The organism is Mycobacterium cookii, assembly GCF_010727945.1.
Lineage (GTDB): Bacteria > Actinomycetota > Actinomycetes > Mycobacteriales > Mycobacteriaceae > Mycobacterium > Mycobacterium cookii.
The window spans coordinates 3,836,011-3,860,999 of sequence record NZ_AP022569.1 but is presented as its reverse complement, the minus strand read 5'-3'; the positions used below and the strand labels follow the sequence as shown (position 1 = coordinate 3,860,999).

23 protein-coding genes are annotated in these 24,989 nt (G+C 66.7%); 16 read left to right on the top strand and 7 right to left on the bottom strand.

The annotated features are described in order from the left end of the window. The first annotated feature begins 9 nt into the window (after window positions 1-9). From G6N27_RS18185 to G6N27_RS18175, 3 genes are all read left to right on the top strand, one after another. Window positions 10-555 carry a GNAT family N-acetyltransferase gene (locus G6N27_RS18185; RefSeq protein WP_163778584.1) on the top strand — a complete coding sequence of 182 codons (546 nt, stop codon included), beginning with the start codon at window positions 10-12 and terminating at the stop codon, window positions 553-555. Window positions 556-648: 93 nt separating this feature from the next. Continuing rightward, window positions 649-1,824, top strand: a complete 1,176-nt coding sequence (locus G6N27_RS18180; RefSeq protein WP_163778581.1) for a uroporphyrinogen-III synthase — start codon at window positions 649-651, stop codon at window positions 1,822-1,824. Window positions 1,825-1,906: 82 nt separating this feature from the next. Next, window positions 1,907-2,338 (top strand): Hsp20/alpha crystallin family protein, encoded by a 432-nt coding sequence (locus G6N27_RS18175; protein WP_163778578.1) that lies wholly within the window; start codon window positions 1,907-1,909, stop codon window positions 2,336-2,338. Between the two features lie 61 nt (window positions 2,339-2,399). Here G6N27_RS18175 and G6N27_RS18170 read toward each other — a convergent pair whose 3' ends face one another. Further along, complete coding sequence (locus tag G6N27_RS18170; RefSeq protein ID WP_163778575.1) at window positions 2,400-2,912, bottom strand: DUF302 domain-containing protein; 513 nt, start codon at window positions 2,910-2,912, stop codon at window positions 2,400-2,402. A 90-nt stretch (window positions 2,913-3,002) separates the two neighbouring features. Between G6N27_RS18170 and G6N27_RS18165 the strand changes: the two genes are divergently transcribed. The 6 genes from G6N27_RS18165 (at window position 3,003) to G6N27_RS25110 (ending at window position 7,777) form a co-directional block, all read left to right on the top strand. Beyond that, window positions 3,003-3,524: a winged helix-turn-helix transcriptional regulator gene (locus G6N27_RS18165; protein ID WP_232064664.1), complete on the top strand. Its 522-nt coding sequence runs from the start codon at window positions 3,003-3,005 to the stop codon at window positions 3,522-3,524. An 84-nt stretch (window positions 3,525-3,608) separates the two neighbouring features. Continuing rightward, entirely contained in the window at window positions 3,609-3,893 is a 285-nt protein-coding gene (locus G6N27_RS18160; protein WP_163781980.1) for a hypothetical protein, read from the top strand. Window positions 3,894-3,954: 61 nt separating this feature from the next. Beyond that, the gene (locus G6N27_RS18155) at window positions 3,955-4,782 is read left to right on the top strand and encodes a hypothetical protein (RefSeq protein WP_163778569.1); all 828 of its coding nucleotides are present in this window, start codon (window positions 3,955-3,957) and stop codon (window positions 4,780-4,782) included. Window positions 4,783-4,825: 43 nt separating this feature from the next. After that, a complete protein-coding gene (locus G6N27_RS18150; protein ID WP_163778566.1) occupies window positions 4,826-6,742 on the top strand; it encodes a fumarate reductase/succinate dehydrogenase flavoprotein subunit in 1,917 nt (638 codons plus the stop codon). Between the two features lie 52 nt (window positions 6,743-6,794). Continuing rightward, complete coding sequence (locus G6N27_RS18145) at window positions 6,795-7,541, top strand: succinate dehydrogenase/fumarate reductase iron-sulfur subunit (protein ID WP_163778563.1); 747 nt, start codon at window positions 6,795-6,797, stop codon at window positions 7,539-7,541. Between the two features lie 74 nt (window positions 7,542-7,615). Continuing rightward, window positions 7,616-7,777 carry a hypothetical protein gene (locus G6N27_RS25110; RefSeq protein WP_170308180.1) on the top strand — a complete coding sequence of 54 codons (162 nt, stop codon included), beginning with the start codon at window positions 7,616-7,618 and terminating at the stop codon, window positions 7,775-7,777. On the opposite strand, the gene G6N27_RS18140 is transcribed toward G6N27_RS25110, so the two are convergent. Further along, window positions 7,774-8,262: a flavin reductase family protein gene (locus tag G6N27_RS18140; RefSeq protein ID WP_163778560.1), complete on the bottom strand. Its 489-nt coding sequence runs from the start codon at window positions 8,260-8,262 to the stop codon at window positions 7,774-7,776. The genes G6N27_RS25110 and G6N27_RS18140 overlap by 4 nt on opposite strands. Window positions 8,263-8,303: 41 nt before the next feature. Continuing rightward, window positions 8,304-9,320 (bottom strand): isopenicillin N synthase family dioxygenase, encoded by a 1,017-nt coding sequence (locus tag G6N27_RS18135; protein WP_372512977.1) that lies wholly within the window; start codon window positions 9,318-9,320, stop codon window positions 8,304-8,306. A 201-nt stretch (window positions 9,321-9,521) separates the two neighbouring features. Between G6N27_RS18135 and G6N27_RS18130 the strand changes: the two genes are divergently transcribed. Then, entirely contained in the window at window positions 9,522-11,360 is a 1,839-nt protein-coding gene (locus G6N27_RS18130) for an acyl-CoA dehydrogenase (RefSeq protein ID WP_163778557.1), read from the top strand. 378 nt (window positions 11,361-11,738) lie between these two features. On the opposite strand, the gene G6N27_RS18125 is transcribed toward G6N27_RS18130, so the two are convergent. Beyond that, on the bottom strand, window positions 11,739-13,085 hold the full coding sequence (locus tag G6N27_RS18125; protein ID WP_163778555.1) for an acetyl-CoA C-acetyltransferase: 1,347 nt from the start codon (window positions 13,083-13,085) through the stop codon (window positions 11,739-11,741). Window positions 13,086-13,207: 122 nt separating this feature from the next. Here G6N27_RS18125 and G6N27_RS18120 point away from each other — a divergent pair, with 122 nt between their 5' ends. Together G6N27_RS18120 and G6N27_RS18115 are read left to right on the top strand one after the other, a co-directional pair. Next, the gene (locus G6N27_RS18120; RefSeq protein ID WP_232064662.1) at window positions 13,208-14,560 is read left to right on the top strand and encodes a 3-oxoacyl-ACP reductase; all 1,353 of its coding nucleotides are present in this window, start codon (window positions 13,208-13,210) and stop codon (window positions 14,558-14,560) included. Between the two features lie 18 nt (window positions 14,561-14,578). Beyond that, the gene (locus tag G6N27_RS18115; RefSeq protein WP_163778551.1) at window positions 14,579-15,421 is read left to right on the top strand and encodes a MaoC/PaaZ C-terminal domain-containing protein; all 843 of its coding nucleotides are present in this window, start codon (window positions 14,579-14,581) and stop codon (window positions 15,419-15,421) included. Here G6N27_RS18115 and G6N27_RS18110 read toward each other — a convergent pair. The 3 genes from G6N27_RS18110 to G6N27_RS18100 form a co-directional block, all read right to left on the bottom strand. Then, entirely contained in the window at window positions 15,407-16,645 is a 1,239-nt protein-coding gene (locus tag G6N27_RS18110; RefSeq protein ID WP_163778549.1) for a chloride channel protein, read from the bottom strand. The two genes, G6N27_RS18115 and G6N27_RS18110, sit on opposite strands and share 15 nt — an antisense overlap. Window positions 16,646-16,651: 6 nt before the next feature. Beyond that, window positions 16,652-17,281 carry a TetR/AcrR family transcriptional regulator gene (locus G6N27_RS18105; protein WP_163778547.1) on the bottom strand — a complete coding sequence of 210 codons (630 nt, stop codon included), beginning with the start codon at window positions 17,279-17,281 and terminating at the stop codon, window positions 16,652-16,654. A 64-nt stretch (window positions 17,282-17,345) separates the two neighbouring features. Continuing rightward, the gene (locus tag G6N27_RS18100) at window positions 17,346-18,497 is read right to left on the bottom strand and encodes a glycoside hydrolase family 3 N-terminal domain-containing protein (RefSeq protein ID WP_163778544.1); all 1,152 of its coding nucleotides are present in this window, start codon (window positions 18,495-18,497) and stop codon (window positions 17,346-17,348) included. Between the two features lie 81 nt (window positions 18,498-18,578). On the opposite strand from G6N27_RS18100, the gene G6N27_RS18095 reads away from it, so the two are divergent. The 4 genes from G6N27_RS18095 (at window position 18,579) to G6N27_RS18080 (ending at window position 24,923) form a co-directional block, all read left to right on the top strand. After that, window positions 18,579-18,752 carry a DUF2613 domain-containing protein gene (locus tag G6N27_RS18095; protein WP_067342410.1) on the top strand — a complete coding sequence of 58 codons (174 nt, stop codon included), beginning with the start codon at window positions 18,579-18,581 and terminating at the stop codon, window positions 18,750-18,752. A gap of 16 nt (window positions 18,753-18,768) precedes the next feature. Beyond that, the gene (locus G6N27_RS18090) at window positions 18,769-22,977 is read left to right on the top strand and encodes a DUF3367 domain-containing protein (protein ID WP_163778541.1); all 4,209 of its coding nucleotides are present in this window, start codon (window positions 18,769-18,771) and stop codon (window positions 22,975-22,977) included. Between the two features lie 77 nt (window positions 22,978-23,054). Then, the gene (locus G6N27_RS18085) at window positions 23,055-23,342 is read left to right on the top strand and encodes a WXG100 family type VII secretion target (RefSeq protein WP_163778538.1); all 288 of its coding nucleotides are present in this window, start codon (window positions 23,055-23,057) and stop codon (window positions 23,340-23,342) included. 3 nt (window positions 23,343-23,345) lie between these two features. Further along, complete coding sequence (locus tag G6N27_RS18080) at window positions 23,346-24,923, top strand: alpha/beta hydrolase (RefSeq protein ID WP_163778535.1); 1,578 nt, start codon at window positions 23,346-23,348, stop codon at window positions 24,921-24,923. Window positions 24,924-24,989 lie beyond the last annotated feature (66 nt).

Below are 24,989 nucleotides of genomic sequence, written 5' to 3'. Positions count from 1 at the left end.
ACCAACAGTGTGCACACCCAGGTCCACACCGCTCGCCTGGTCCACACCGCCGACCTGGAAAGCGACGCGCGACAGCGCGCCCACGAGATGGTCAACGACGCCTTCGCCGGCGACTTCACCGACACCGACTGGGACCATGCGCTCGGCGGAATGCATGCGATGATCTGGCATCGCGGCGCGATCATCGCGCACGGCGCCGTCATCCAACGACGCCTGCTGTACCGGGGCATCTCGCTGCGCTGCGGATACGTAGAAGCCGTTGCGGTACGCGAAGATTGGCGCGGCCAGGGCTTGGCCATCGCGATACTCGACGCATGCGAGCAAGTGATCCGCGGCAGCTACCAACTCGGCGCGCTCAGTTCGTCGGATCTGGGTAGACGGCTCTACACCACACGCGGTTGGCTGCCCTGGACCGGCCCGACGTCGGTGTTGGCGCCCACCGGCCCCACCCGGACTCCGGACGCCGACGGCTCGGTGTTTGTCTTCCCCCTCGGCCTCGAGTTGGATGCGGCGGCGGGGCTGATGTGCGATTGGCGCGACGGGGACGTCTGGTAACACCTGAGCGCCGTCTGAGCTGCACCTGAGAGAGCAACGACACAGCAATTGGTCGGTAACTCGACTGAAATTTGTCGGGCATAGAAAATTCATATGAATCACCCGACCGCGCCGGCACTGTCCGGCTATCGGGTGGCCGTAACCTCGGCGCGACGGGCCCGCGAGCTGTGCACGCTGCTGACTCGCCACGGCGCCAGCGTCACCAGCGCCGCGGCGATCACCATGGTCGCACTGGCCGACGATGACGAATTGCGCCGCAACACAGAAACATTGGCGGCCCGACCGCCCGACATCGTGATCGCGACGACCGGCATCGGGTTCCGAGGCTGGGTCGACGCCGCCGCAAATTGGGGGCTGAAGGACCTACTGATCGCGGGACTGTCCACCTCCCGCGTGGTGGCCCGCGGACCGAAAGCCGCCGGCGCACTGCGCGCCGCGGGACTGCGTGAAGAGTGGTCACCGGAATCCGAATCGTCGCGGGAGGTCTCGCAATACCTGCGCGAGTCCGACATCAGCGGCTGTCGGATCGCGGTGCAGTTACACGGCGCAAGCGACAACTGGGATCCGTTTCCGGAATTTCTCGACGAGCTCCGTTCAGCCGGCGCCGAGATCATCCCGATCCGGGTGTACCGATGGAAGCCGGCACCGCCCGGCGGCGAGTTCGACCAGCTCATCAAACAGATCGCCCATCGTGAGTTCGACGCCGTGAGCTTCACATCCGCGCCCGCCGTCGCGGCGACCCTGATGCGCGCCGCCGACCTTCGCATCTCCGGCCAGCTGCTTGATGCTCTGCGCTCGGATGTCCAGGCGATGTGTGTCGGCCCTGTGACCGCGCAGCCACTGGTCCGACTGGGAGTTCCGGCCTCGTGGCCGCAGCGGATGCGGTTGGGCGCGCTGGCCCGGCACATCGTCGAGCAGCTGCCGGTGCTGCGGTCGCGGACGATGCAGGCGGCCGGCCACCGGATCGAGATGCGCGGTTCCTGCGTCATGATCGACGACGCGGTGCAGTCGTTGTCGCCGGCAACGATGGCGGTGCTGCGCGCACTGGCCCAGCGCCCGGGCGCCGTCGTCGCCCGCAGCGAACTCCTCCGTGCCTTGCCGGGCGGCGCCAGCGATCCCCATGCAGTCGACACCGCGGTGCTGCGGCTACGAAAATCGCTGGGCGACAGGAAGATCATCGCGACGGTGGTCAAACGCGGTTACCGGCTGGCCATCGACGAGAACTTCGACGCGGCGTTCGCTCGCAGCGAACACCATAGCGGAACTTAAGCGTGGTCGGCTCAAGTTTATAGGTGTAGAGCCGACAGGGCGTCGGAGGATCACCAAGCACCAAAAGAACAAGGAGACAGCAATGAGCAACCTGACACTGTGGTCACGGCCCGCGGACCGCTGGGTACGCGACTTCTTTGGCCCCGCCGCGGCGGCCGACTGGATGAAGCCGGTGGCCAATGGCTTCAGCCCTGCCGCCGAGGTAGTCAAGGACGGCGACGACGCCGTGGTTCGCCTGGAGTTACCGGGGGTGGACGTCGATAAGGACGTCAACGTCGAGATCGAGCACGGCCGTTTGGTCATCCACGGCGAGCGCCGCGACGAGCACGCCGAAGAGAAGGACGGCCGCACGCTGCGCGAGGTCCGCTACGGATCTTTCCGCCGGTCGTTCCAGCTGCCTGCGCACATCACCAGCGAGGCCGTCACGGCGTCCTACGACGCCGGCGTGCTGACCGTGCGGGTTGCCGGCACCTACGCCGGAACGCAGCCGCAGCGCATCGCGATCACGAAGTAAGTCCGCGGAAAGCGTCGATTCCGGTGGGGCTCAACGGCTCCACCGGAACCGTCGCGTCCGATCAGGCGAACGCCTCCTCGACCTCGACCCCCGCGACGCGAAGCAGGTTGACGACCTTACGGTCAAGTCCCTCACCGACTTTGGACACCTCGTCGATGCCCAGACTGTCGAACGCCGGGCCGGGCTGGTCCATGGTGAAGACGGCATTGCCGTCGCCGTCGCTGTGCACCAACATCCGTAGCGGGGCGTACAACAGCGCCTTGGGATCGTGGCGGAACATCGTCTCGGCGATGACGTGGTTGCCGATCAGATACTCGATCGCCCGGGTGTGATGTCCTGCGACGCTGAACAACTCGGTCGCGTCGATCTTGCCGTAGACCATCAATTCGTTCGGTGCGTTCTCGGCTGCGGCCGCCAGAACATCATTCCAGTCGCCGCCAGACTCGGCGATCTTCGCGAAGACCGCTCGGTCGACCGGTGGCGCCGCCTTCTCCAAGGCGGTGACGAATTGATCGAAGGGCACCCCGGTAAAGATGTCGATACGAGTCATCTCGTGCTGCTCACGGTAAAACATCGGATCCGCTTCCTCTTGGTTCGTTGACCGAACTTTCCACTTCGCGAGTATATGGTTCGGTGAACGAACCTGCAAGGGTAGGATGTGTCCGTGGCCCTGCCCCGCCAATACACCGCAGAGAGTTGCCCCATCGCTCGATCGCTCGAGATCGTCGGCGAGCGCTGGACGTTGCTGGTGGTCCGGGACGCGTTCTACGGTGTGCGCCGATTCAGTGACTTCCGCGCCCACCTGGGCATCCCGAAAGCGGTTCTCTCCGATCGGCTTTCACTACTGGTCGACGAGGGTGTGTTCGCAAAGGCTGCCGGCGGCGCCGGCCGCGATGAATATGTGTTGACCCCCAAGGGCCGCAGACTCTGGCCGACGATCTGGTCACTGATCAGCTGGGGCAACGACAACTACGTCGAGCAGTCACGTCGGCGCGGCTATCGGCACGCGGACTGCGGCGGCGCCATCGGGCCCGACCGGGTCTGCGCGGAGTGCGGACAGCTTCCCGACGTCACCGACCTCGTCGTGCACCCGCCCCGGCGGCCGCGCGACCGCGGCACGCGCGACGATGCGGTGAGCGCGACGCTGCGTCGGCCGCACCGGATGCTCGAGCCGATCCGCCCGTGATGGGTCGCGCGTGCGGCCGTGGCGCCGGACAGTGCCGCCGTCGGCTTGTGATCGACGACACCGTCGTTTCGAAAGAGATCTCAACTGCCCGAGCTCAACGGTGGTCGGCGACGGAGTGTGAGTTTGCTCATGTCGCAGTGCGAGAGCACGGCAATGCGTCACACCGTGATCGACGCCGACCCGACATTCGGCGACGCCGAAATAGCTGACACCGATGTTTCCGAATTGGACTTGATGCGCGTTACGGTGCAGCAATCCAGCAAAAAGGTCGCCATTCCCGACACCGATTGCGACCGCGGTTTCTGGCGCGGTGTCGAACATGAACGAGTCGGGGGTCACAGCAGCTCCCGACAATTCAAGCCCCGCTGAGAATCTTTGCGGTGGCTCTGGGTACTCTTCGACCAACAGCCCGTTCGAAGAGGAACATTTGATGAGCGCACCCACGGCGAACCATCCTGCGTCCGGCGTCTTTTCACCTACACGCGCCCACATCCAGCAACGGACGCTACGCACCGACCGGTGGTGGTTGTCACCGCTCCGAATCGACTTGGGCTTCGCTGCATTCGTCATCTACGCGACGGCACGTGCGTTCCAGCAGAACTACTTCTTCGTCCCGCAGTACCACTACCTGACACCGTTCTACTCACCCTGCCTCAGCAAGGCCTGCGGTGAGGCTGGCGACTTCTGGCCGCAGATCCTGCCGGACGTGTGGTGGCTGCCGTACGCGGCGCTGTCGCTGCCGTTCCTGCTGCTGTTCCGGTTGACGTGCTACTACTACCGCGGCGCCTACTACCGCACGGTGTGGCAGTCGCCGACCGCATGCGGGGTGGCCGAGCCGCGTGTCCACTACTCCGGCGAGACCAAGTTCCCGCTGATCGTGCAGAACACCCACCGGTACTTCTTCTACATCGCCGGCATAATCTCGGTGATCAACAGCTACGACGCGATCGTGGCGTTCCACTCCGACCACGGGCCAGGCGGATTCGGCTTCGGCTTGGGCAACGTGATCCTGGTCGGCAACGTGATCATGCTGTGGATCTACACGCTGTCCTGCCACTCGTGCCGCCACGTCACCGGCGGACGACTCAAGCACTTCTCCAAACATCCGGTGCGGTACTGGATCTGGACTCAGGTGAGTCACCTCAACACTCGGCACAAGTTGTACGCCTGGATCACGCTGGGGACGTTGATGTTGACCGACTTCTACATTGCGCTGGTTGCCAGCGGCACCATTTCCGACCTGAGATTTATTGGCTGAAAAGCCATTTGACGAATTTCCGAGATAGCTGAGCGAGGATTTCATGGCTGAGGTCGAACGGCACTCCTACGATGTCGTCGTCATCGGTGCGGGCGGCGCGGGTTTGCGCGCGGTAATCGAGGCGCGGGAACGCGGCCTGAAGGTTGCCGTGGTCTCCAAGTCGCTGTTCGGCAAGGCGCACACGGTGATGGCGGAGGGCGGCTGCGCCGCGGCGATGGGTAACACCAACCCGAAAGACAACTGGAAGACCCACTTCGGCGACACCATGCGTGGTGGCAAGTTCCTGAACAACTGGCGGATGGCCGAGCTGCACGCCAAGGAGGCCCCGGACCGGGTCTGGGAGCTGGAGACCTACGGCGCACTGTTCGACCGTCTCAAGGACGGCAAGATCAGCCAGCGCAACTTCGGTGGGCACACCTACCCGCGGCTGGCGCACGTCGGTGACCGCACCGGCCTGGAGCTGATCCGCACCATGCAGCAGAAGATCGTCTCGCTGCAGCAGGAAGACCACGCCGAGCTGGGTGACTACGAGGCCCGGATCAAGGTGTTCGCCGAGACCACGATCACCGAGTTATTGAAAGACGGCGACGCGATCTCCGGAGCGTTCGGATATATCCGCGAGAGCGGCAAGTTCATCTTGTTCGAGGCCCCCGCGGTGGTGCTGGCCACCGGCGGCATCGGCAAGTCCTTCAAGGTCACCTCGAACTCCTGGGAGTACACCGGTGACGGCCACGCTTTGGCGCTGCGCGCCGGCGCGACGCTGATCAACATGGAGTTCGTCCAATTCCACCCGACCGGCATGGTCTGGCCGCCCAGCGTCAAGGGCATCCTGGTCACCGAGGGCGTACGCGGCGACGGCGGAGTCTTGAAGAACTCCGACAACAACCGGTTCATGTTCGGCTACATCCCGCCGGTGTTCAAAGGCCAGTACGCCGAGAGCGAGGACGAAGCCGACCAGTGGCTCAAGGACAACGACTCGGCTCGTCGCACCCCTGACCTGTTGCCCCGCGACGAGGTCGCGCGCGCGATCAACTCCGAAGTCAAGGCCGGTCGCGGGACTCCGCACGGTGGTGTCTACCTCGACATCGCCTCCCGGCTGACACCCGAGCAGATCAAGAAGCGGCTCCCCTCGATGTACCACCAGTTCAAGGAGCTGGCCGGGGTCGACATCACCAAGGAACCGATGGAAGTCGGACCCACCTGTCACTACGTGATGGGCGGTGTGGAGGTGGACGCCGACACCGGCGCCGCCACCGTGCCCGGGCTGTTCGCCGCCGGCGAATGCTCCGGTGGCATGCACGGCTCCAACCGGCTGGGCGGTAACTCGCTGAGCGACCTGCTGGTGTTCGGCCGTCGGGCCGGACTTGGCGCCGCCGACTACGTGCGGGCGCTGAGCAGCCGTCCGACGGTGGCTGACGACGCCGTCGAGACCGCCGCGAAGCGGGCACTGGCTCCCTTCGAGACACCGACGAACGGCGCCGCCGCGGAGAACCCCTACACGCTGCAGCTGGAGTTGCAGCAGTCGATGAACGACCTGGTGGGCATCATCCGCAAGGAAGAGGAGATCACCGAGGCGCTCGGTCGGCTCGACCAGCTCCGCGAGCGGTTCAAGCACATCCACGTCGAGGGTGACCGGCAGTACAACCCCGGCTGGAACTTGGCCCTCGACCTGCGCAACCTGTTGCTGGTCAGCGAATGTGTCGCCAAGGCGGCGCTGGAACGCACCGAGAGCCGGGGCGGCCACACCCGCGACGATCACCCGGGGATGGACTCGTCTTGGCGCAAGGTGTTGCTGGTCTGTAAGGCCGCCGGCGGCGACGAGATCGTTCCCGACATCTCGGTGACGCGCAAAGACCAGATACCGATGCGGCCCGACCTGCTCGAGGCTTTCGAGATCTCCGAGCTGGAGAAGTACTACACCGACGAAGAGCTGGCCGACCACCCAGGACGGAGAGGCTGATGAGCCGCGTCCACAACGATGCAGAGCGAAGCGATGGGGAGGAGTGGCGCTCATGACATATGACGCGACCTTGCGGGTATGGCGTGGCGACGAGGCCGGCGGTGGATTGCAGGACTTCACCGTGGAGGTCAACGAGGGCGAGGTGGTGCTCGACATCATCCACCGCCTGCAGCAGACCCAGACGCCGGACCTGGCGGTCCGGTGGAACTGTAAAGCCGGCAAGTGCGGATCGTGCTCGGCCGAGGTCAACGGCAAACCGCGGCTGATGTGTATGACGCGGATGTCGACCTTCGCCGAAGACGAGGTCGTCACTGTGACGCCGATCCGGACCTTCCCGGTGATCCGCGACCTGGTGACCGACGTGTCGTTCAACTACGAAAAGGCCCGGGAGATCCCGTCGTTCGCGCCGCCGAAAGACCTCCAGCCCGGTGAGTACCGGATGGCGCAGGAAGATGTGGAGCGCTCCCAGGAGTTCCGTAAGTGCATCGAATGCTTCCTGTGCAACAACGTCTGTCACGTGATCCGTGACCACGAGGACAACAAAGAGGCGTTCGCCGGCCCGCGTTACCTGATGCGGATAGCCGAGTTGGAAATGCATCCGCTCGACACCCGCGACCGGCGCAACGAGGCCCAGGAGGAGCACGGCCTCGGGTACTGCAACATCACCAAGTGCTGCACCGAGGTCTGCCCCGAGAGCATCAAGATCACCGACAACGCGCTGATCCCGATGAAAGAACGCGTCGCCGACCGCAAATACGATCCAGTCGTGTGGTTGGGCAACAAGCTTTTCCGCCGCTGAGCCGATTCGCGCGTAGCCTCGACGCGAGTGGGGTTTTAGTTCACCCCGCCGTTTCAACGGGTAAGGCGGTGATCATGGCCATTCGACGACCTCTGAGCATCAACAACATTCGCACGGCGATTCGCGAGCTCTCGGCGCGTGCGCATCTCGCGCATCAAGAAGGCCGGGAACAGGACGCCACCGAGATCGAGCATCGAGTCGAGGGCTACCGCAAGGAACTGGGCAAGCGGCGCTAAACGCCCAGCCGCCGGAAAACGCTGCGGTGGAACACGATCGGCGCGACATCGGCGTCGACTCGGACATCGTTGACCCTCAGCACGACGATCATGTGATCCCCGGCGGGCACCATCTGCTCGATCGCGGTCTCCAGCCACACCCCGGTGCCCTGGATGAAAACCGCGCCGCTGTCGTAGGACACCGTTTCCAGATCGGCGAACCGGTCGCCTGTCTTGGCGGCCAGAGCACGCGCGGCCGCGTCGTGTGACTCGCCCAAGACGCTGATTCCCAGGGCGCGCGCATCCCTGAGTTTCGGCCACGTCGTCGAGGTGTGCTGCACGCAGAACGACACCAACGGCGGGTCCAGCGAAACCGGTACAAATGTGCTGGCCGCCAACCCCTCACGGACACCGTCGATTTCGGCTGCAATGGCGATCACGCCGGATGGGAAATGGCCAAAGGCTTCGCGGAGGGAAGAAGGCGTCAGCTTCTCAGGGGTGTTCACCGGGCTTCATTCGCGTCGACGGGCTTTTTCGTAAAACGACCCTACTCGCCCGGCGTTACATCTTGCGCGGCACCCGTTACGTAGCCGTGCGCGGCGGCGACGTCGGGATGGGCCCGCAGCCTGCTCTTCCAGGCGTTGCGGCCGTATACCGCGAAGATCGGGTCGGCGGGGTCGGCGCGCGCGCCGGCGTGCTGTGCGAGTTCGGCGGGCAGCGTCAGGGTCGGGATCTGCGCGTCCAGTCGCGGGTTGAAGAAGTACGGCACCGAGATCCGGTCGGCCGAGCGCTGCAGATTGACCCGGTGCTCGGTGGCCCGCAGGTAACCGTTGGTCGCCACCTCCAGCAGCTCGCCGATGTTGACGATGAACGCTCCCTCCCGTCCGGGCACGTCGACCCAGGCGCCGTCGCGGGCGACCCGCACTTGCAGGCCGTCGACGCCCGGCTCGGCCAGCAGCAGCGTCAGCACCCCGGAATCTCGATGCGCTCCCACACCTTGCGAGCTGGCCGCGGTCGACGGATAGTGCACGATCTTGATCAGGGTGGCGGGGGCCTCGGCGAACGCGGCGTCGAAGACATCCGGCGCGCTGCCCAGCGAGGCCGCCCAGTGCCGCAGCAGGGTCCGGCCGACCGCACTGAGCGCGGCGTCCCACTCGCCGATGAGTCGCGGCAGCTCGGGCAGCGCGGCGGGCCACTGGTTGGGGCCCTGCAGCCACAGATAGTCCGGCTTGCCCGGGCCGCCTATTGGGGCGCGCTCCGGGCCGATGTCGATCTGCTCGCGCCAATCCACCGCACCGCGGGTCAGCTCACCGCCGAGCCGGGTGTAGCCACGGAAATGCGGGCTCCGGACCATCGCGACGGCGTCCTTCTCCGACTGCGTCAGGGCGAACAGTCGTCGCGCGGCCGTCATCAGCCGGCGGGTCAGCTCCGCGGGCACACCGTGGCCGATCAGGTAGAAGAAGCCGACCTCGTGGGCGACCTCGCGCAGGCGTTCCCGCAGTTGGCCAGGACTGTTGCGCAGGTCCACTTCTGGGAGCTTCGTGACGCTTGACACAGATGCCACGTACCTATCATTGTCGCAGGTGAACTGGTGTGCCAGGGTCCTGATCAGGGCGAATCCAACTGGTTGGTTGATTAGCCAATGAAATTTAGCTCACAGTCGGTTGCGCCGGGTTTCTGATGGGTATAACTTAAGCGTGTTACTGGTGGGTAACTTAGTCCTAGTACCCAACCTGATGTGGCGTTCTCATCGAGGAGGAACCAAGTGAGCCACTACAAGAGCAATGTCCGCGACCAGGTATTCAACCTGTTTGAAGTGCTGGGCATTGACAAGGCATTCGGCGAAGGCGACTACACCGACCTTGACGCCGACACCGCCCGCGAAATGCTTACCGAAATGAGCCGGCTGGCCGAGGGCCCCGTCGCGGACTCATTCGTCGAAGGTGACCGCAACCCGCCGGTATTTGACCCCGAGACTCACTCCGTGGCTCTGCCCGAGGCGTTCAAGAAGTCCGTGCACGCGGTCATCGAGGGCGGCTGGGACAAGGTAGGCCTGGACGAAGAACTCGGCGGCATGCCGATGCCCAAGGTGTTGCTGTGGGCGTTGCACGAGCACCTGCTCGGCGCCAACCCGGCGGTGTGGATGTACGCCGGCGGCGCGGGCTTCGCGCAGATCTTTTACAACCTGGCGACCGAAGAGCAGAAGAAGTGGGCCATCATCGCCGCCGAGCGTGGCTGGGGTTCCACCATGGTGCTCACCGAGCCGGACGCCGGTTCGGACGTCGGCGCCGGCCGCACCAAGGCCATCCAGCAGGACGACGGCTCCTGGCACATCGACGGCGTGAAGCGGTTCATCACTTCAGGGGACTCGGACGACATGTTCGAGAACATCTTCCACCTGGTGCTGGCCCGCCCCGAGGGTGCCGGACCCGGCACCAAGGGCCTGTCGCTGTTCTTCGTGCCGAAGTTCCTGTTCGACTTCGAGACCGGTGAGCCGGGCGAGCGCAACGGCGTCTTCGTCACCAACGTTGAGCACAAGATGGGCCTGAAGGTCTCCGCGACGTGTGAGCTCACCTTCGGTCAGCACGATGTGCCCGCCAAGGGGTGGCTGGTCGGCGAGGTGCACAACGGCATCGCGCAGATGTTCGAGGTGATCGAAAACGCCCGCATGCTGGTCGGTACCAAGGCCATCGCGACGCTGTCCACCGGCTACCTGAACGCGCTGGCCTACGCCAAGGAGCGTGTGCAGGGCGCCGACCTGACCCAGATGACCGACAAGACCGCGCCGCGGGTGACCATCACGCACCACCCCGACGTGCGTCGCAGCCTGATGACCCAGAAGGCCTACGCCGAGGGACTGCGCGCGCTGTACCTCTACACCGCGACCTACCAGGACGCGGCGGTTGCCAAGGCGCTGCACGATGTGGACGCCGACTTGGCGGTCAGGGTCAACGACCTGATGCTGCCGATCGTCAAGGGTGTCGGCTCGGAGCAGGCATACGCCAAGCTCACCGAGAGCCTGCAGACCTTCGGCGGGTCCGGCTTCTTGCAGGACTACCCGATCGAGCAGTACATCCGTGACGCCAAGATCGACTCGCTCTACGAGGGCACCACTGCCATTCAGGCGCAGGACTTCTTCTTCCGCAAGATCGTCCGCGACAAGGGTGTGGCGTTGGGTCACGTGTCGGGCCAGATCGAGGAGTTCATCAAGAACGAGTCCGGCAACGGTCGCCTCAAGGCCGAGCGGGCGCTGTTATCCACCGCGCTGGCCGACGTGCAGGCGATGGCCGCGACGCTGACCGGTTACCTGATGGCCGCGCAGGACGAGATCTCCAGCATCTACAAGGTCGGCACCGGTTCGGTGCGCTTCCTGATGAGCGTTGGTGACCTGGTCATCGGCTGGCTCCTGCAGCGTCAGGCAGCCGTGGCGCTCGAGGCGCTCGACGCCGGCGGTGTCAGCGAAGCCGATAAGGCCTACTACGAAGGCAAGATCGCCGTGGCCTCGTTCTTCGCGAAGAACTTCCTGCCGCTGTTGACCAGCACCCGCCAGGTGTTGGAGACCATCGACAACGACATCATGGAGCTCGACGAAGCCAGCTTCTGATCCACAGAACAGCGAAATCCCCCGCTCTCCTCGGAGACGGGGGATTTTGCTATGTCCGGTGCCGGGCGCCTCTCCGCGGCACTGTTTTTCAAAGCGACGCGCATGCGATATCACCCACTGGATGTGCCGCGCACGGAGATGTTGCTGCGGTCCGGCTGGGACGCCAGCCAACTCAAGACGAGGGGAGGGGCCGCCGCCGGAATCCCCTCATGCCGTCGGCGGCCCCGGTGATGGCTCGACACCTGTTACCAGGCCGAAGCCGTTTCGGGGACGCTCCGCGTGCCATCGGGTCGGGGCTCGGACGGCAACACGGAGCTATCCAGCCGATGGCTACCCCGCGCTACCGGGTCGCTAAACGCGGGGCCGATGTTGCTTGTTTCACGCCTCCAGAATGGCGGCGACGCCCTGCCCGCCCGCCGCGCAGATGGAAATCAGGCCACGCACCGGCTTCCCGCCGTTCTGGGCCTTGGCCTCGTGCAGCTGCTTGGCCAGCTGGGCGAGAATGCGCCCGCCCGTCGCAGCGAACGGGTGGCCGGCGGCCAACGACGAGCCGTTGACGTTGAGCTTGGACCGGTCGATGGATCCCAGCGCCGCATCGAGGCCGAGCCGCTCCTTGCAGTACTCCTCGGACTCCCAGGCCTGCAAGTGTGCGAGCACCACCGACGCGAACGCCTCGTGGATCTCGTAGAAGTCGAAGTCCTGCAACGTCAGACCGTTGCGGGCCAGCAGGCGCGGCACCGCGTAGGTCGGCGCCATCAGCAGTCCGTCGGCGCCATTGACGTAATCGACCGAAGCCGTCTCGGCGTCCACGAAGAACGCCAGTGGGGTCAGTGAGTGCTCGGCGGCCCACTCTTCGGTGGACAGCAGCGCGACCGACGCGCCGTCGGTCAACGGCGTCGAGTTGCCCGCCGTCATCGTGGCGTCGCCGGCTTTCACGCCGAACACAGGCTTGAGTTTGGCCAGCTTTTCCGCCGACGAGTCGGCGCGCAGGTTGTCGTCGCGGTACAGGCCCAGAAACGGGGTGACCAGGTCGTCGAAGAATCCGCGGTCGTACGCCGCCGCCATGTTGCGGTGGCTGGCGGCGGCCAGCTCATCCTGGTCGACGCGCTTGATGCCCATCTGCTTGGCGGTGATGGCCTGGTGCTCACCCATCGACAGCCCGGTGCGCGGCTCGCTGTTCACCGGGATCTCGACGCCGAGGCTGGCGGGAAGCTTGCCGACCAGCTTCAGCCGCTCGACGTTGGACTTCGACCGGCGCAGCCCGAGCAGGGTGTGACGCAGGTTGTTGCCGAGTGCGATCGGGGCATCGGAGGTGGTGTCCACCCCGCCCGCGGCGGCCGCCTCGTAGCGCCCCGCGGCGATACCGTCGGCCGCGGCAATCGCCGCTTGCAGACCGGTGCCGCAGGCTTGCTGCAGGTCGAACGCCGGCGTGTAGGACGACAGCGCGGATCCGAGCACGCTTTCGCGCATCAGGTTGAAGTCGCGGCTGTGCTTGAGCACCGCGCCGCCGATCACCGCGCCCAACCGCTCGCCCGCCAGGCCGAACCGGTCGACCAGGCCGCCCAGCGCGGCGGTGAACATGTCTTGATTCGACGCCTGGGCGTAGGCGCGATCCGAGCGCGCGAAGGGGATTCGATTGCCGCCCAGCACCGCGACGCGTCGCTTGGGGGCGGTCGCTTGGGCACTTGCAGACGAGCTTTCAGCTGATGTGCTTTGAGAAGGCAACGCTTATCTCCGTCGGTTGATGGTTATCCACGGCTGGGAGCCATACTACTCACTGTTCTTACTCTGGAGTAAGTTAGCTCTCGACTACGGTACTGGTACCCCACAGCATGGAAGGCAACTCAGTGGCACCCGATCTATTCTCCCAAGTCGTCAACTCCGGGCCCGGCTCGTTCCTTGCCAAGCAGCTTGGTATCCCGCAGCCCGAGACGCTGCGGCGCTATCGGGCCGGTGATCCGCCGCTGGCCGGGTCGCTGCTGATCGGCGGCGAGGGACGGGTGGTCGAGCCGCTCCGGGCGGCGCTGGCCGACGACTACGACGTGGTGGGTGCCAATCTCGGTGGCCGCTGGGCGGACTCGTTCGGCGGCCTGGTGTTCGACGCGACCGGCATCACGACGCCGGCCGGGCTGACGGCTCTGCATGAGTTCTTCACGCCGCTGATGCGCAACATCGGCCACTCGGGCCGCGTGGTCGTCGTCGGTACCACGCCCGATGAAGCCAAGAGCGCCGACGAGCGGATCGCACAGCGGGCACTGGAGGGCTTCACCCGCTCGCTGGGCAAGGAACTGCAACACGGCGCCACCGCGGCACTGGTGTACCTGTCCCCCGACGCCAAGCCGGCGGCCACCGGCGCGGAATCCACCCTGCGGTTCATCCTGTCGGCCAAGTCGGCCTACGTGGACGGCCAGGTGTTCTACGTGGGAGCCGCCGACGCCACGCCGCCCGCCGATTGGGACAAGCCGCTGGACGGCAAGGTCGGCATCGTGACTGGTGCCGCCCGAGGCATCGGCGCGACCATCGCCGAGGTCTTCGCCCGCGACGGGGCCCGCGTGGTGGCGATCGACGTCGAGTCCGCCGCCGAGGCTCTGGCCGAGACGGTCACCCGCATCGGTGGCACCGCGCTGGCACTCGACGTGACCGCCGACGACGCCGTCGACCAGATCACCGCGCACCTGAACGAGCACTACGCCAGGCGGGCCGACATCCTGGTCAACAACGCCGGGATCACCCGCGACAAGTTGCTCGCGAACATGGACGACGCGCGGTGGAACTCCGTTTTGGCCGTGAATCTGCTTGCGCCGCAACGCCTCACCGAGGGGCTGGTTGACAACGGCAGCATCGGCGAGGGTGGCCGGGTGATCGGCTTGTCGTCGATGGCCGGCATCTCGGGCAACCGCGGGCAGACCAACTACGCCACCACCAAGGCCGGCATGATCGGGTTGACTCAGGCGCTGGCACCGCAGCTCGCCGAGAAGGGCGTCACGATCAACGCCGTCGCGCCGGGCTTCATCGAAACCAAGATGACCGCGGCCATCCCGTTGGCCACCCGCGAGGTGGGCCGTCGACTCAACTCGCTGTATCAGGGCGGCCAGCCGGTCGACGTGGCCGAGGCCATCGCCTACTTCGCCAGTCCCGCGTCGAATGCGGTGACGGGTAACGTCATCCGCGTCTGCGGCCAAGCGATGCTGGGCGCTTAGTCCGGCTGAGGAGAACCAGTGACGCAACCAAGCGGTCTGAAGAACATGCTGCGCGCGGCGGCCGGCGCGTTGCCGTTCGTGCCACGCAGCGACACTCTGCCCACCCGCACCCTGAACGTCTACGAGTTACCCGTCGATCGGGCCAACGTGGCCGACTACGCCGAGGTCACCGGCCTGCGGTACGGCGACGCGGTGCCGCTGACCTACCCGTTCGCGTTGACCTTCCCGACGGTGATGTCGCTGGTGACCGGATTCGACTTCCCTTTCGCTGCAATGGGATCCGTTCACATCGAGAACCACATCACCCGGTATCGGCCGATCAAGGTGACCGACACCGTCAACATCGCGGTCCACGCGGAGAACCTGCGCGAACACCGCAAAGGCCTGCTGGTCGACCTGATCAGCGATGTCAGCATCGGCAACGAGGTGGCATGGCATCAGGTCACCACCTTTCTGCACCAGCAGCGGACCAGCCTGTCCGACGAGCCCAAGCCGCCGCCGGAGAAGCAGCCCAAATTGCCGGCACCGAAGGCGATCGTGCGGATATCGCCGGGTCAGATCCGCCGCTACGCGTCTATCGGTGGCGACCACAACCCCATCCACACCAACCCGGTCGGAGCCAAGCTGTTCGGCTTCCCGACCGTGATTGCGCACGGGATGTTCAGCGCGGCAGCGGTATTGGCGAACCTGGAAGCTTCACTACCCGATGCGGTGACGTATTCGGTGCGGTTCGGCAAACCGGTGCTGCTGCCTGCGAGCGCCGGACTGTATGTCGAACAGGTGCCAGACGGCTGGGACATCAGCTTGCGCAATATCGCCAAGGGCTACCCGCACCTGACCGGCACGCTACGGGCGCACTAGCCCGCGGAATCGGTTGACCAAGAGCTCCAACCCGTGCGCGCCAAGGGCAGCGACCAGGAAAACCAGCAGCAACCACAGCGGGGGCCTGGCGAGTTCCCAGACGAAGATCGCGGCCCAATATGGCGCACGTTGAGTGATGGCCAACACTCCTGCTGCGCCGGCCATTGAGACTGCCGGAACATGATATTGAGTTCCTGCCAGCGCGTTGACGGTCAGCACCAACAGCGTGCCTGCCGCGGCGCCGGTGGCCAGCGCGGGGGTGAGCATCCCGCCCCTCGCGCCGGCGCGCAAAAACACCGCCGTCAGAACTGGTTTCAGAACCAGAACTACCGCCGCCGTTTCCAGGGTCATGCCGCCGGCGAGGGTTGCGCTCAGGATCGATTTCCCGTTGCCGGGTAGTTCGGGCCACCAGCGTGAGCAGACACCGATCAGCAATCCCGCTCCGGCGAGCGCCGGGATCAGCAGCCACGATCGAGTCAGCGCTGCGTGACGTGCCGATGCCATGAGACGGTTGAAGGCGAGCCCCAAGCCAAGAGTCAGCGGGGCTAACAGCAGTGCATAACCGATCAGCCGATACGACACGTGCAGGCTGGGCCAGTTCAGGATCGGCTGATCATGGGTGGCAAACGAGGAAACCGCGACCGCCAGGCTGGAAGTGATCAATGCGGCACCCAGCGCCCGAGGATGCCAGGTTTTCAACATGATCCGCACTGCGAACAGTGCGCCACCGAGCGGTACCGCATACACCGCACCGAGTCCGGCGCCGGCCGCACAGGCCAGCAGGATCTCGCGATCGTGCGCCGACAGCCGCTTCAGCCACCCTGTGGCGAAATCCCCTAGAGCCATGGCGAATTGGCGAGGGGCGACTTCACGGCCCAGCGACGCACCAGAGCCGACGACCAACACCTGCAGCGCCGCGTCGACACCGAATGGCAGCAAGCGAATGCGCGACCGGTCTGCGATAGCATCGGACAGCGACGGGATATCGGCCCGGCGCCGCAGTCGCCACCACCCCAGCCCCGCAAGAGCTCCGCCGACCATCGGCCCCATGGCGCGACGGACCGGGCTGCTACCAGCGACGCCTTCCAGTAACGATCCGAATGTGTAGTGATAGGTGAGATGTTCAAGGAAGCGCAGCAACAGCATCGTTGACAACCCGGCCACCCCGGCCAGAAGTCCGACAATGATTACCGCACAAAAGAAGTCAGCGTTGCGTCGTCCCATCACCCGTCAACCGGATTCGATCGAGGATTCCGCCGCGTCCTTGTCGACCGGCTTACCTTTGAGGCCACGCCAGAACAGGTTGATCATCACTTCGGCAGCGCCGTCGACGTCGGTGTCACCGGTGCTGAGCCGGGTCGCGATCGCTTCGCCGGCGCCCACCAGCGCGACCGCGATCATCTCGAAGTCGGCGTCGGGTTCGGGATTCCGGGTGCCCGCCTGCAACACCCGCACCACCAGGGCGATGATTCGCTCGCGTCCCTCCCGCACGGTGTGGGCGAATGCCTGCGAGTTGGTGGCCTGCGCGTACATCACGATCCAGGACGCACGGTTGGCGTCGATGTAGCGCATAAACGCGACAATCGTGTTGTGCAGCAAGTCTCTCGGACTCTGGTCGAGGTTGATGTCCTCGCGCACGGCGTCGATGAATCGCGCCAACTCGCGGTCGAGGCACGCGCCGAACAACTCCTCCTTGGACCCGTAATACAGGTACAGCATCGGCTTGGAGATCTCGGCCTTGGCGGCGATCGCATCCATTGAGGTGTCGTGATAGCCGTTGATAGAGAACATTTCCACCGCGGCGTCCAGCATCTGCTGTTCACGGACAGCACGCGGTAACCGCTTGGTACCACCTGCCATGCTGTCTCCCTTTAGCGGACCACTACGCAGATCAGCGTAGGCAATTCGCGCTCCGGACGCCGCATTACGGGCCGCAGTCCGACTTGGGCCCCTTGAACTTCGCGACCCGCCGGACCGAGTCGTCGACGTCGGAGATCTTCAATTCCTTGGCGTCCAAAGCCTTCTGTAACCGGTCGAGAACCGCGGGCACTTCGTCGGTGGTGATCCACAGCGCGACGTCGGTGCCCGCCTGCAGGGTGCGCAACACCGCCTCGGGCACGGTGTAGTGGTCCTTGATCGCCGCCATGCTGGACAGATCGTCGCTGAAGATCGGGCCGTCGAAGGCCGGGCCGTGATAGCCGACGCCGGTCCGCAGCATCTGCACCGCGGCGCGGCTGACGCTCGCCGGCTCGTTGCCGGTGAGTTCGGGCACCTGCAAGTGGCCGACCATCGCGCCCTGCGGTGCGACAGCGTTCAGCAGTTCGCGGTAGGGCACCAAGTCGTCGTTCTGCAACTGCTGCAGCGGCGGCGTGACGATCACGGATCCGGTGTGCGAGTCGCCGGACCCATGTCCGTGGCCGGGGAAATGCTTGAGCACTGGAAGGACACCGGCGTCGTGCAGACCTCGGGCGTACTGCCGGGCGTACTCGACGACCTTCGCCGGGTCGGAGCTGAACGACCGGTCGCCGATGACGGTGTCGTCGGGGGCGTTGGTGACATCCACATCGGGCGCGAAGTCGACGGTGATGCCGAGGCCGCGCATCCGGTGGCCCCGGTCGAGCGCCAGGCCGTAGACCTGGTCGGGGGTGTGAGTCTGCGCCAACTCCCGCGCCGACGGTGCCGGCCCGATCAGCTTGGACAGCCGGGCCACCCGGCCGCCTTCCTCGTCGACGCTGACCGCCACCGGCAGCGCCGTCACGGTCGAGAGGTCCTTGACCAGGTTGGGTCCCAGCATCTTCATGTCAGTCCAGCTGCCGATGAAGATGCCGCCGACGTGAAATTTCGTCACCACCGCTGTGGCGTCGTCGCCGTCGCGGACGCCGACCATCAACAGCTGGGCCAGCTTCTCCCGCACCGGCAGGGCCGCCGGGTCCCCGCACGCCGCCTTCGCCGGGGGTATCGCCTTGGCCGCCGACGAGGTGGCCGGTGCAGATTTCGGTGCTTGTGAGGTGTGGCCGCACCCCGCGATCAGCGCCGTCGCGGCAGCGAGAACGGCCAGAACCCGTGGCAAACCCATCAGGCCATGCTGTCATGGGCTGACCGGCTCGCGGCTACCGGCCGCGACCTCATCCTCTACGTCCTCTGTTAGGTTGCAGCTATGAATCGCTTTGTCGCGCCCGCCGCCGCCAGCGTCGTGGTCGGTCTGCTGCTGGGCGCCGCCGCGATTTTCGGGATCACGTTGATGGTGCAGCAAGACACCAAGCCGCCACTGCCCGGCGGCGACCCGCAGTCCTCGGTGCTCAACCGGGTCGAGTACGGCAACCGCAGCTAACCTGGCGCACCCCACGATGCGGGCCGTGCCGGGGCCCGACGAGGCCGTGCCGCTGTCGCGGCGGTGGCTGTGGCTGGTCGCTGCGGTCGCCCTGGCACTGAGCCTGGCGTCGTCGCCCGGTGAGATCTCGCCGGACACCAAGCTCGACCTCACCGCCAACCCGCTGCGCTTCCTGGCCCGGGCGACCAACCTGTGGAACAGCGACCTGCCGTTCGGCCAGGCCCAGAACCAGGCGTACGGCTACCTGTTCCCGCACGGCGCCTTCTTTGTGGCCGGTCACCTGCTGGGGCTGCCGGGTTGGCTCACCCAGCGGCTGTGGTGGGCGCTGTTGCTGACCGCCGGCTTCTGGGGGCTGCTGCGTGTCGCCGAGGCGCTGGGTATCGGCAGCCCCTCGTCGCGGGTGATCGCCGCGACGGCGTTTGCACTGTCGCCCCGGGTGTTGGCCACGCTGGGGTCGATCTCGTCGGAGACGCTGCCGATCATGCTGGCGCCGTGGGTGCTACTGCCGACGATCCTGGCGCTGCGCGGCGGCGACAGGTCGGTGCGCCGGCTGGCCGGTCAGGCCGGGGTGGCGGTGGCGCTGATGGGGGCGGTCAACGCGATCGCGACGCTGGCCGGCTGCCTGCCCGCGGTGATCTGGTGGGCCAGCCATCGACCCAACCGGCGGTGGTGGCGCTTCACAGCGTGGTGGGCGTTGGCGTTGGCCTTGGCGACGTCGTGGTGGCTGGTGGCGTTGATCCTGATGGCGCGGATCAGCCCACCGTTCCTGGATTTCATCGAATCCTCCGGCGTGACGACGCAGTGGTCGTCGCTGGTCGAGGTGCTGCGCGGCACCGGCAGCTGGACACCGTTCGTCGCACCCAATGCGACCGCGGGCGCACCGCTGGTCACCGGACCGGTCGCCATTCTGGCCACCAGCCTGGTGGCAGCCGCCGGGCTGGCCGGCCTCGCGATGGCCGGCATGGCGGCCCGGGGCCGACTGGTGACGATGCTGCTGGTCGGCGTGGTGCTGCTGGGCGTCGGCTATAGCGGCGGGCTGGGTTCGCCGCTGGCCCACCAGGTGCAGGCTTTCCTGGACGCCGGTGGCGCCCCGCTGCGCAATGTGCACAAGCTGGAGCCCCTGATCCGCATCCCGGTCGTGCTGGGTCTGGCCCAGCTGCTGGGCCGGATTCCGCTGCCGGGCAGCGCGCCCAGATCGGTATGGGTGCACGCTTTCGCCCACCCCGAGCGCGACAGACGGGTCGCGGCCGGGATCGTCGCGCTGACCGCGCTGATCGCCGGGACGTCCTTGGCATGGACGGGCCGGATCGCCCCGCCCGGCACGTTCACCGAGATACCGCGGTATTGGCATGAAACCGCCGACTGGCTCACCGCACACGACACCGGCACGCCGACGCCGGGCCGCGTGCTGGTGGTTCCCGGTGCACCGTTCGCCACCCAACTGTGGGGCACCAGCCACGACGAACCGCTGCAGGTGCTCGGCGACAGCCCGTGGGGCGTTCGTGACTCGATTCCACTGACACCGCCGCAGACCATCCGCGCGCTGGATTCGGTCCAGCGGTTGTTCGCCGCCGGACGGCCCTCTGCTGGGCTCGCCGATACGCTTGCCCGCCAAAGGATTTCGTATGTCGTGGTGCGCAACGATCTGGACCCGGACACCTCACGATCGGCCCGCCCGATCCTGGTGCACCGGGCGATCACCGGGTCGCCGCGACTGCAGAAGGTGGCCCAGTTCGGCGCGCCGGTCGGACCGGGCCCGGTGTCCGGTTTCGTCGCCGACAGCGGGTTGCGGCCCCGGTACCCCGCCGTCGAGATCTACCGCGTCGCCGCAGCTAACCCGGCTGCGCCCTACCTCGCCGACGTCGACCAGCTGGCCCGCGTCGACGGCGGGCCCGAGGTGTTGCTGCGACTCGACGAGCGACGCCGGCTCACCGGGCAGCCCCCGCTGGGTCCGGTGCTGCTGACCGCCGACGCCGAGCGTGCGCGGCTGCCGGTCCCGGTGGTGACGGTGACCGACACACCGCTGGCCCGCGAGACCGACTACGGCCGCGTCGACGACCACTCGTCGGCGATTCGCGCCGACGGCGATGCGCGGCACACGTTCAACCGGGTGCCGGACTATCCGAGCCCGGGCGCGGACACGGTCTACGGCGGATGGAGCGGAGGACGGCTGACGGCATCCAGTTCGTCGTCGGACTCCACCGCGCTGCCCGATGTCGCCACCGCCGCCTCCCCGGCCGCCGCGATCGACGGCGATTCCGCGACGGCGTGGGTGTCGAACAGTCTGCAGTCGGCTGTCGGCCAATGGCTGCGCATCGACTTCGACCATCCGATCACCAACAGCGTCATCGCGATCACCCCCAGCGCCACCACCGTCGGGGCGCAGGTCCGCCGCGTAGAAGTTGAAACTGCTACCGGCACAACGACATTGCGTTTCGACGAGTCCGGTAAACCCGTCACAGCCGCGCTGCCATACGGAGAGACCCCGTGGGTGCGGATCACCGCGATCGGCACCAGCGACGGCTCCCCCGGCGTGCAGTTCGCGATCACCGACCTGTCCATCACTCAGTTCGACGCCGCCGGGTTCGCCCATCCGGTCGACCTGCGACACACCGCGCTGGTCCCCGCTCCGCCAACGAATTCGGTTGTCGCCCAATGGGATCTGGGATCCGAGCCACTGGACAGGCCCGGCTGCGCGATGGGCCCGACCGATGTCCGGTGCGCGCCGTCGATGGCGCTGGCACCGGAATCGCCCGCCACCTTCAGCCGCATGCTGAGTGTGCCGCAGCCCACGCAGGTAAAGCCCATGGTCTGGGTGCGGGCGCGTTCGGGACCACAACTGGCCGACCTGGTCGCCGAACCGGGCGCCGTCCGGGCCCGCGGCGACTCGGATCTGGTCGACGTGCTCGGCTCGGCCTACGCCGCCACGGACGGCGACCCCGCCACCGCCTGGACGGCGCCGCAGCGCGTGGTGCAACACAAGACCGCCCCGACGCTGACCCTCACCCTGCCGGAGCCCACCGAGGTGGGCGGCCTGCGACTGACGCCGAGCGCGTCGCCGCTGCCGGTGCACCCGACCATGGTGGCCATCGACCTCGGTGACGGCCCGCAGGTACGCCGTCTGACCGGATCCGGTCCGCAGAGCGTGCCGCTGCAACCCAGGGTCACCGACACCGTGACGGTCAGCCTGCTCGACTGGGACGACGTGATCGACCGCACCGCACTGGGATTCGACCAACTCAAACCGCCGGGGCTCGCCGAGATCACGGCGCTCGGCAAAGACGGCACACCGATTGCCCCGGCCGATGCCACCCGCAATCGGGCCCGAGACGTCACCGTCGACTGCGACCGCGGGCCGGTCATCGCCATCGCAGGCCGATTCGTGCACACCTCGATTCATGCATCGGCAGGCGCATTGCTGGACGGCACGCCGATCGCTGCGGAACTTTGCGACCCGCAGCCGATCATGTTACCGACCGGACAGCAGGAGTTATTGATCAGCCCGGGACCGCAATTCGTCGTTGACGGCGCGACATTGTCTGGGCCGCAGGCGATTCCGTCGACCGCATCAGTCACTCCGGCATCCACCGAGGCGTGGGGTCCGGCCCGTCGCGAAGTACGCGTCGCGGACTCGCCGGCGCCGCGGGTGTTGGTCGTGCCGGAAAGCATCAATGCGGGCTGGGTGGCGCGAACGGGCACCGGGACTCGGCTGACGCCGATCGTGGTCAACGGGTGGCAGCAGGGTTGGGTGGTGCCGCCGGGAACGTCGGGCACCGTAACGCTGACGTTCGCGCCGAACTCGCTGTACCGCGCCGGCCTGGCCGTTGGTCTGACGCTGCTACCGCTGGTGGCCCTGATGGCGTGGTGGCCGCGGCGCCGAGAACCTTCCGACGATCCGGCGGCGCGCCCGTGGACACCCGGGTCGTGGGCGGTCGGCGCGGTGTTCGCGACGACGGCGGTGATCGCCGGCCTCGCGGGCGTTGCGGTGTTCGCCGCGGCGCTCGGTCTGCGGTGGGTATTGCGCGGTGACCCGCGACGACGCGACGCCGTGACGCTGGGGCTGAGTGCCGGCGGTCTGATCCTGGCCGGCGCGACGCTCGCCCGGCACCCCTGGCGGGCCGTCGACGGTTACGCCGGCCATTCGCCCTGGGTGCAACTACTCGCGCTGATATCGCTTGCGGCAGTGGCGGCCTCGGTGGTGACGCGGCCGTCGGCTGGGCGTTAACGCACAACTGTGCATAGCACACCCGTCGGGCCCCCAGGTGAGTTGCCGGCCATCTGGGCCGCTGTTACGGCTATGGCATGTATCGAGTCGACTTGGCGGCATTGGCCGCCTCGGCAGCGCGCATCGCCGGAGTCGGCGAGGACGTGGCAACCGCCCACCTGACATCGGACAACCGGATTGCCGCAGCCCAGTCGGGCTGGGTGGGCCTCTCCGCCACAGCGCTGAATATCGCAGTGGCGGAATGGTTGCAGGCATCGCGTCGAATGCTCACCCGACTCGGCGATCACGCCTTGGAGTTGACCGACGACGGGATGCGCCTCGCTGCCGAGGAGAACGAGCGCGCCGAAAAGCTGGGTGCGGTCTGACCGGTGTCGTTGACGGTGGCCGACATCGATCGGTGGAGCGTCGACGCGGTCCGCGAGGTGCACCTGGCGGCCGGCGCGCGTGGCCGGGCCACCCTGGACGCAGCGGACGACATGGCGCTGGACGACACCTGGGTCGGCGCCAAAGCTGAAGTCCGCCAACACACCAACGCGATAATCCGCGCCGAACTCGACGCGCACGGCGTCGAGTCGCTGACAGTCGCGCGGGCGGCCGGCGTCGCAGCCGACCGCATCGCACGGCTGCAGGCGAACCTGGCCGCACTGCGCCACGATGCCGACGAGCTCGACATGGCGATCGACCCGCTGACCAACACAGTGCTCCCTGGTAACAATGACCTGCGAAATCGGCTGAATCTGATTGTCGTAGAGGCGAACTCGATCGACCAGGATTTGGCCGCCGCCATCGGCACGGTCGGCCGCGAACGACAGGACCGTCGACCACAGCTCCGACGTGCGCTGTCCGACCCGCTGCCCGACGACCCGAGACAGTTCAACGAGCTGTGGAATCGGCTCACCCCCGACGAGAAAGACGAGCTTTTCCGCAGGGATCACAGCATCGGCAACCGGGACGGGATGCCGTGGGATCCGCCGGACCACTTGGGCAAGGACCACTACAACCGGCTGCACCTGACCGAACTCGAGCAGCGTACCCAGGCCGACCTCGACCGAATGCGGCTCAGCATCGACGAGCTGCTCACCGGACATCTCGTCGACGACGGCATCCTCTACGCGCTGCAGTCGCAATTCGACGCTGCCAGAAAACAACTCGATGCTTACCGGGCCGTCGACGCGCAGTTGAGCCTCGACAATGGGCCGAAGCGCTACCTGGGCCTGCTCGACGAGTTCGGCCACGGCGCATTGTCGATCGGCAATCCGGACACCGCGGCCCGCAACGCGATCTTTCTGCCCGGCACCGGCCAAGACCTGTCTCGGCTGTCGTTCAGCGACCGGATCGCGTCGGCCATGCGCACCGCCGCACTGGCCGCCGGCACCGGCCTGAAACCGGACGACGTCGCGGTGACGACGTGGATGGGCTACGACCGTCCGATGGATCTCAGCCGCGCGGCCCTTCCGGGGCCCGCACAGCGCGGCGCGGATCGTCTGGACGTGTTCGAGAACGGGCTGCGGGCCTCGCACGTCGGGCATCGGTCGATCGACACCGTGATCGGCCACAGCTACGGATCGACCGTGCTCGGGGCGGCGGCTTCCGGCGGACACCACCTCGACGCCGACAACGTCATTGCGGTCGGGAGCCCCGGCATGCTGGTCGAGCGTGCCGACCGCCTGAGCCTGACCCCCGGCGCCCACGTTTATGCGATGCGCGCCGGCAACGACATCATCGGCTTCGGCGGCGTCGTCACCGAATGGACGCTGGGCGCCGAACCGACCGCGCCCGGGTTCGGCGCCACCCGACTGGCCGCCGATCCCGGGCCCACCGGCCCGCTCGGCCTGCCCAGCGTCGACGCGCACAGCAGCTACTGGTCCGACGGCAACACGGCGCTCCGGAATTTCGGTGCTGTCATCGCGGGCATGCCGCCGCCGTACATCGTCGGGCGACGCTAGTTTTCCCGCCAGCCGGAGGGGTACGCGCGACAATGAAACTTTGACTCCTCGCCGGGAGCTGCGGAG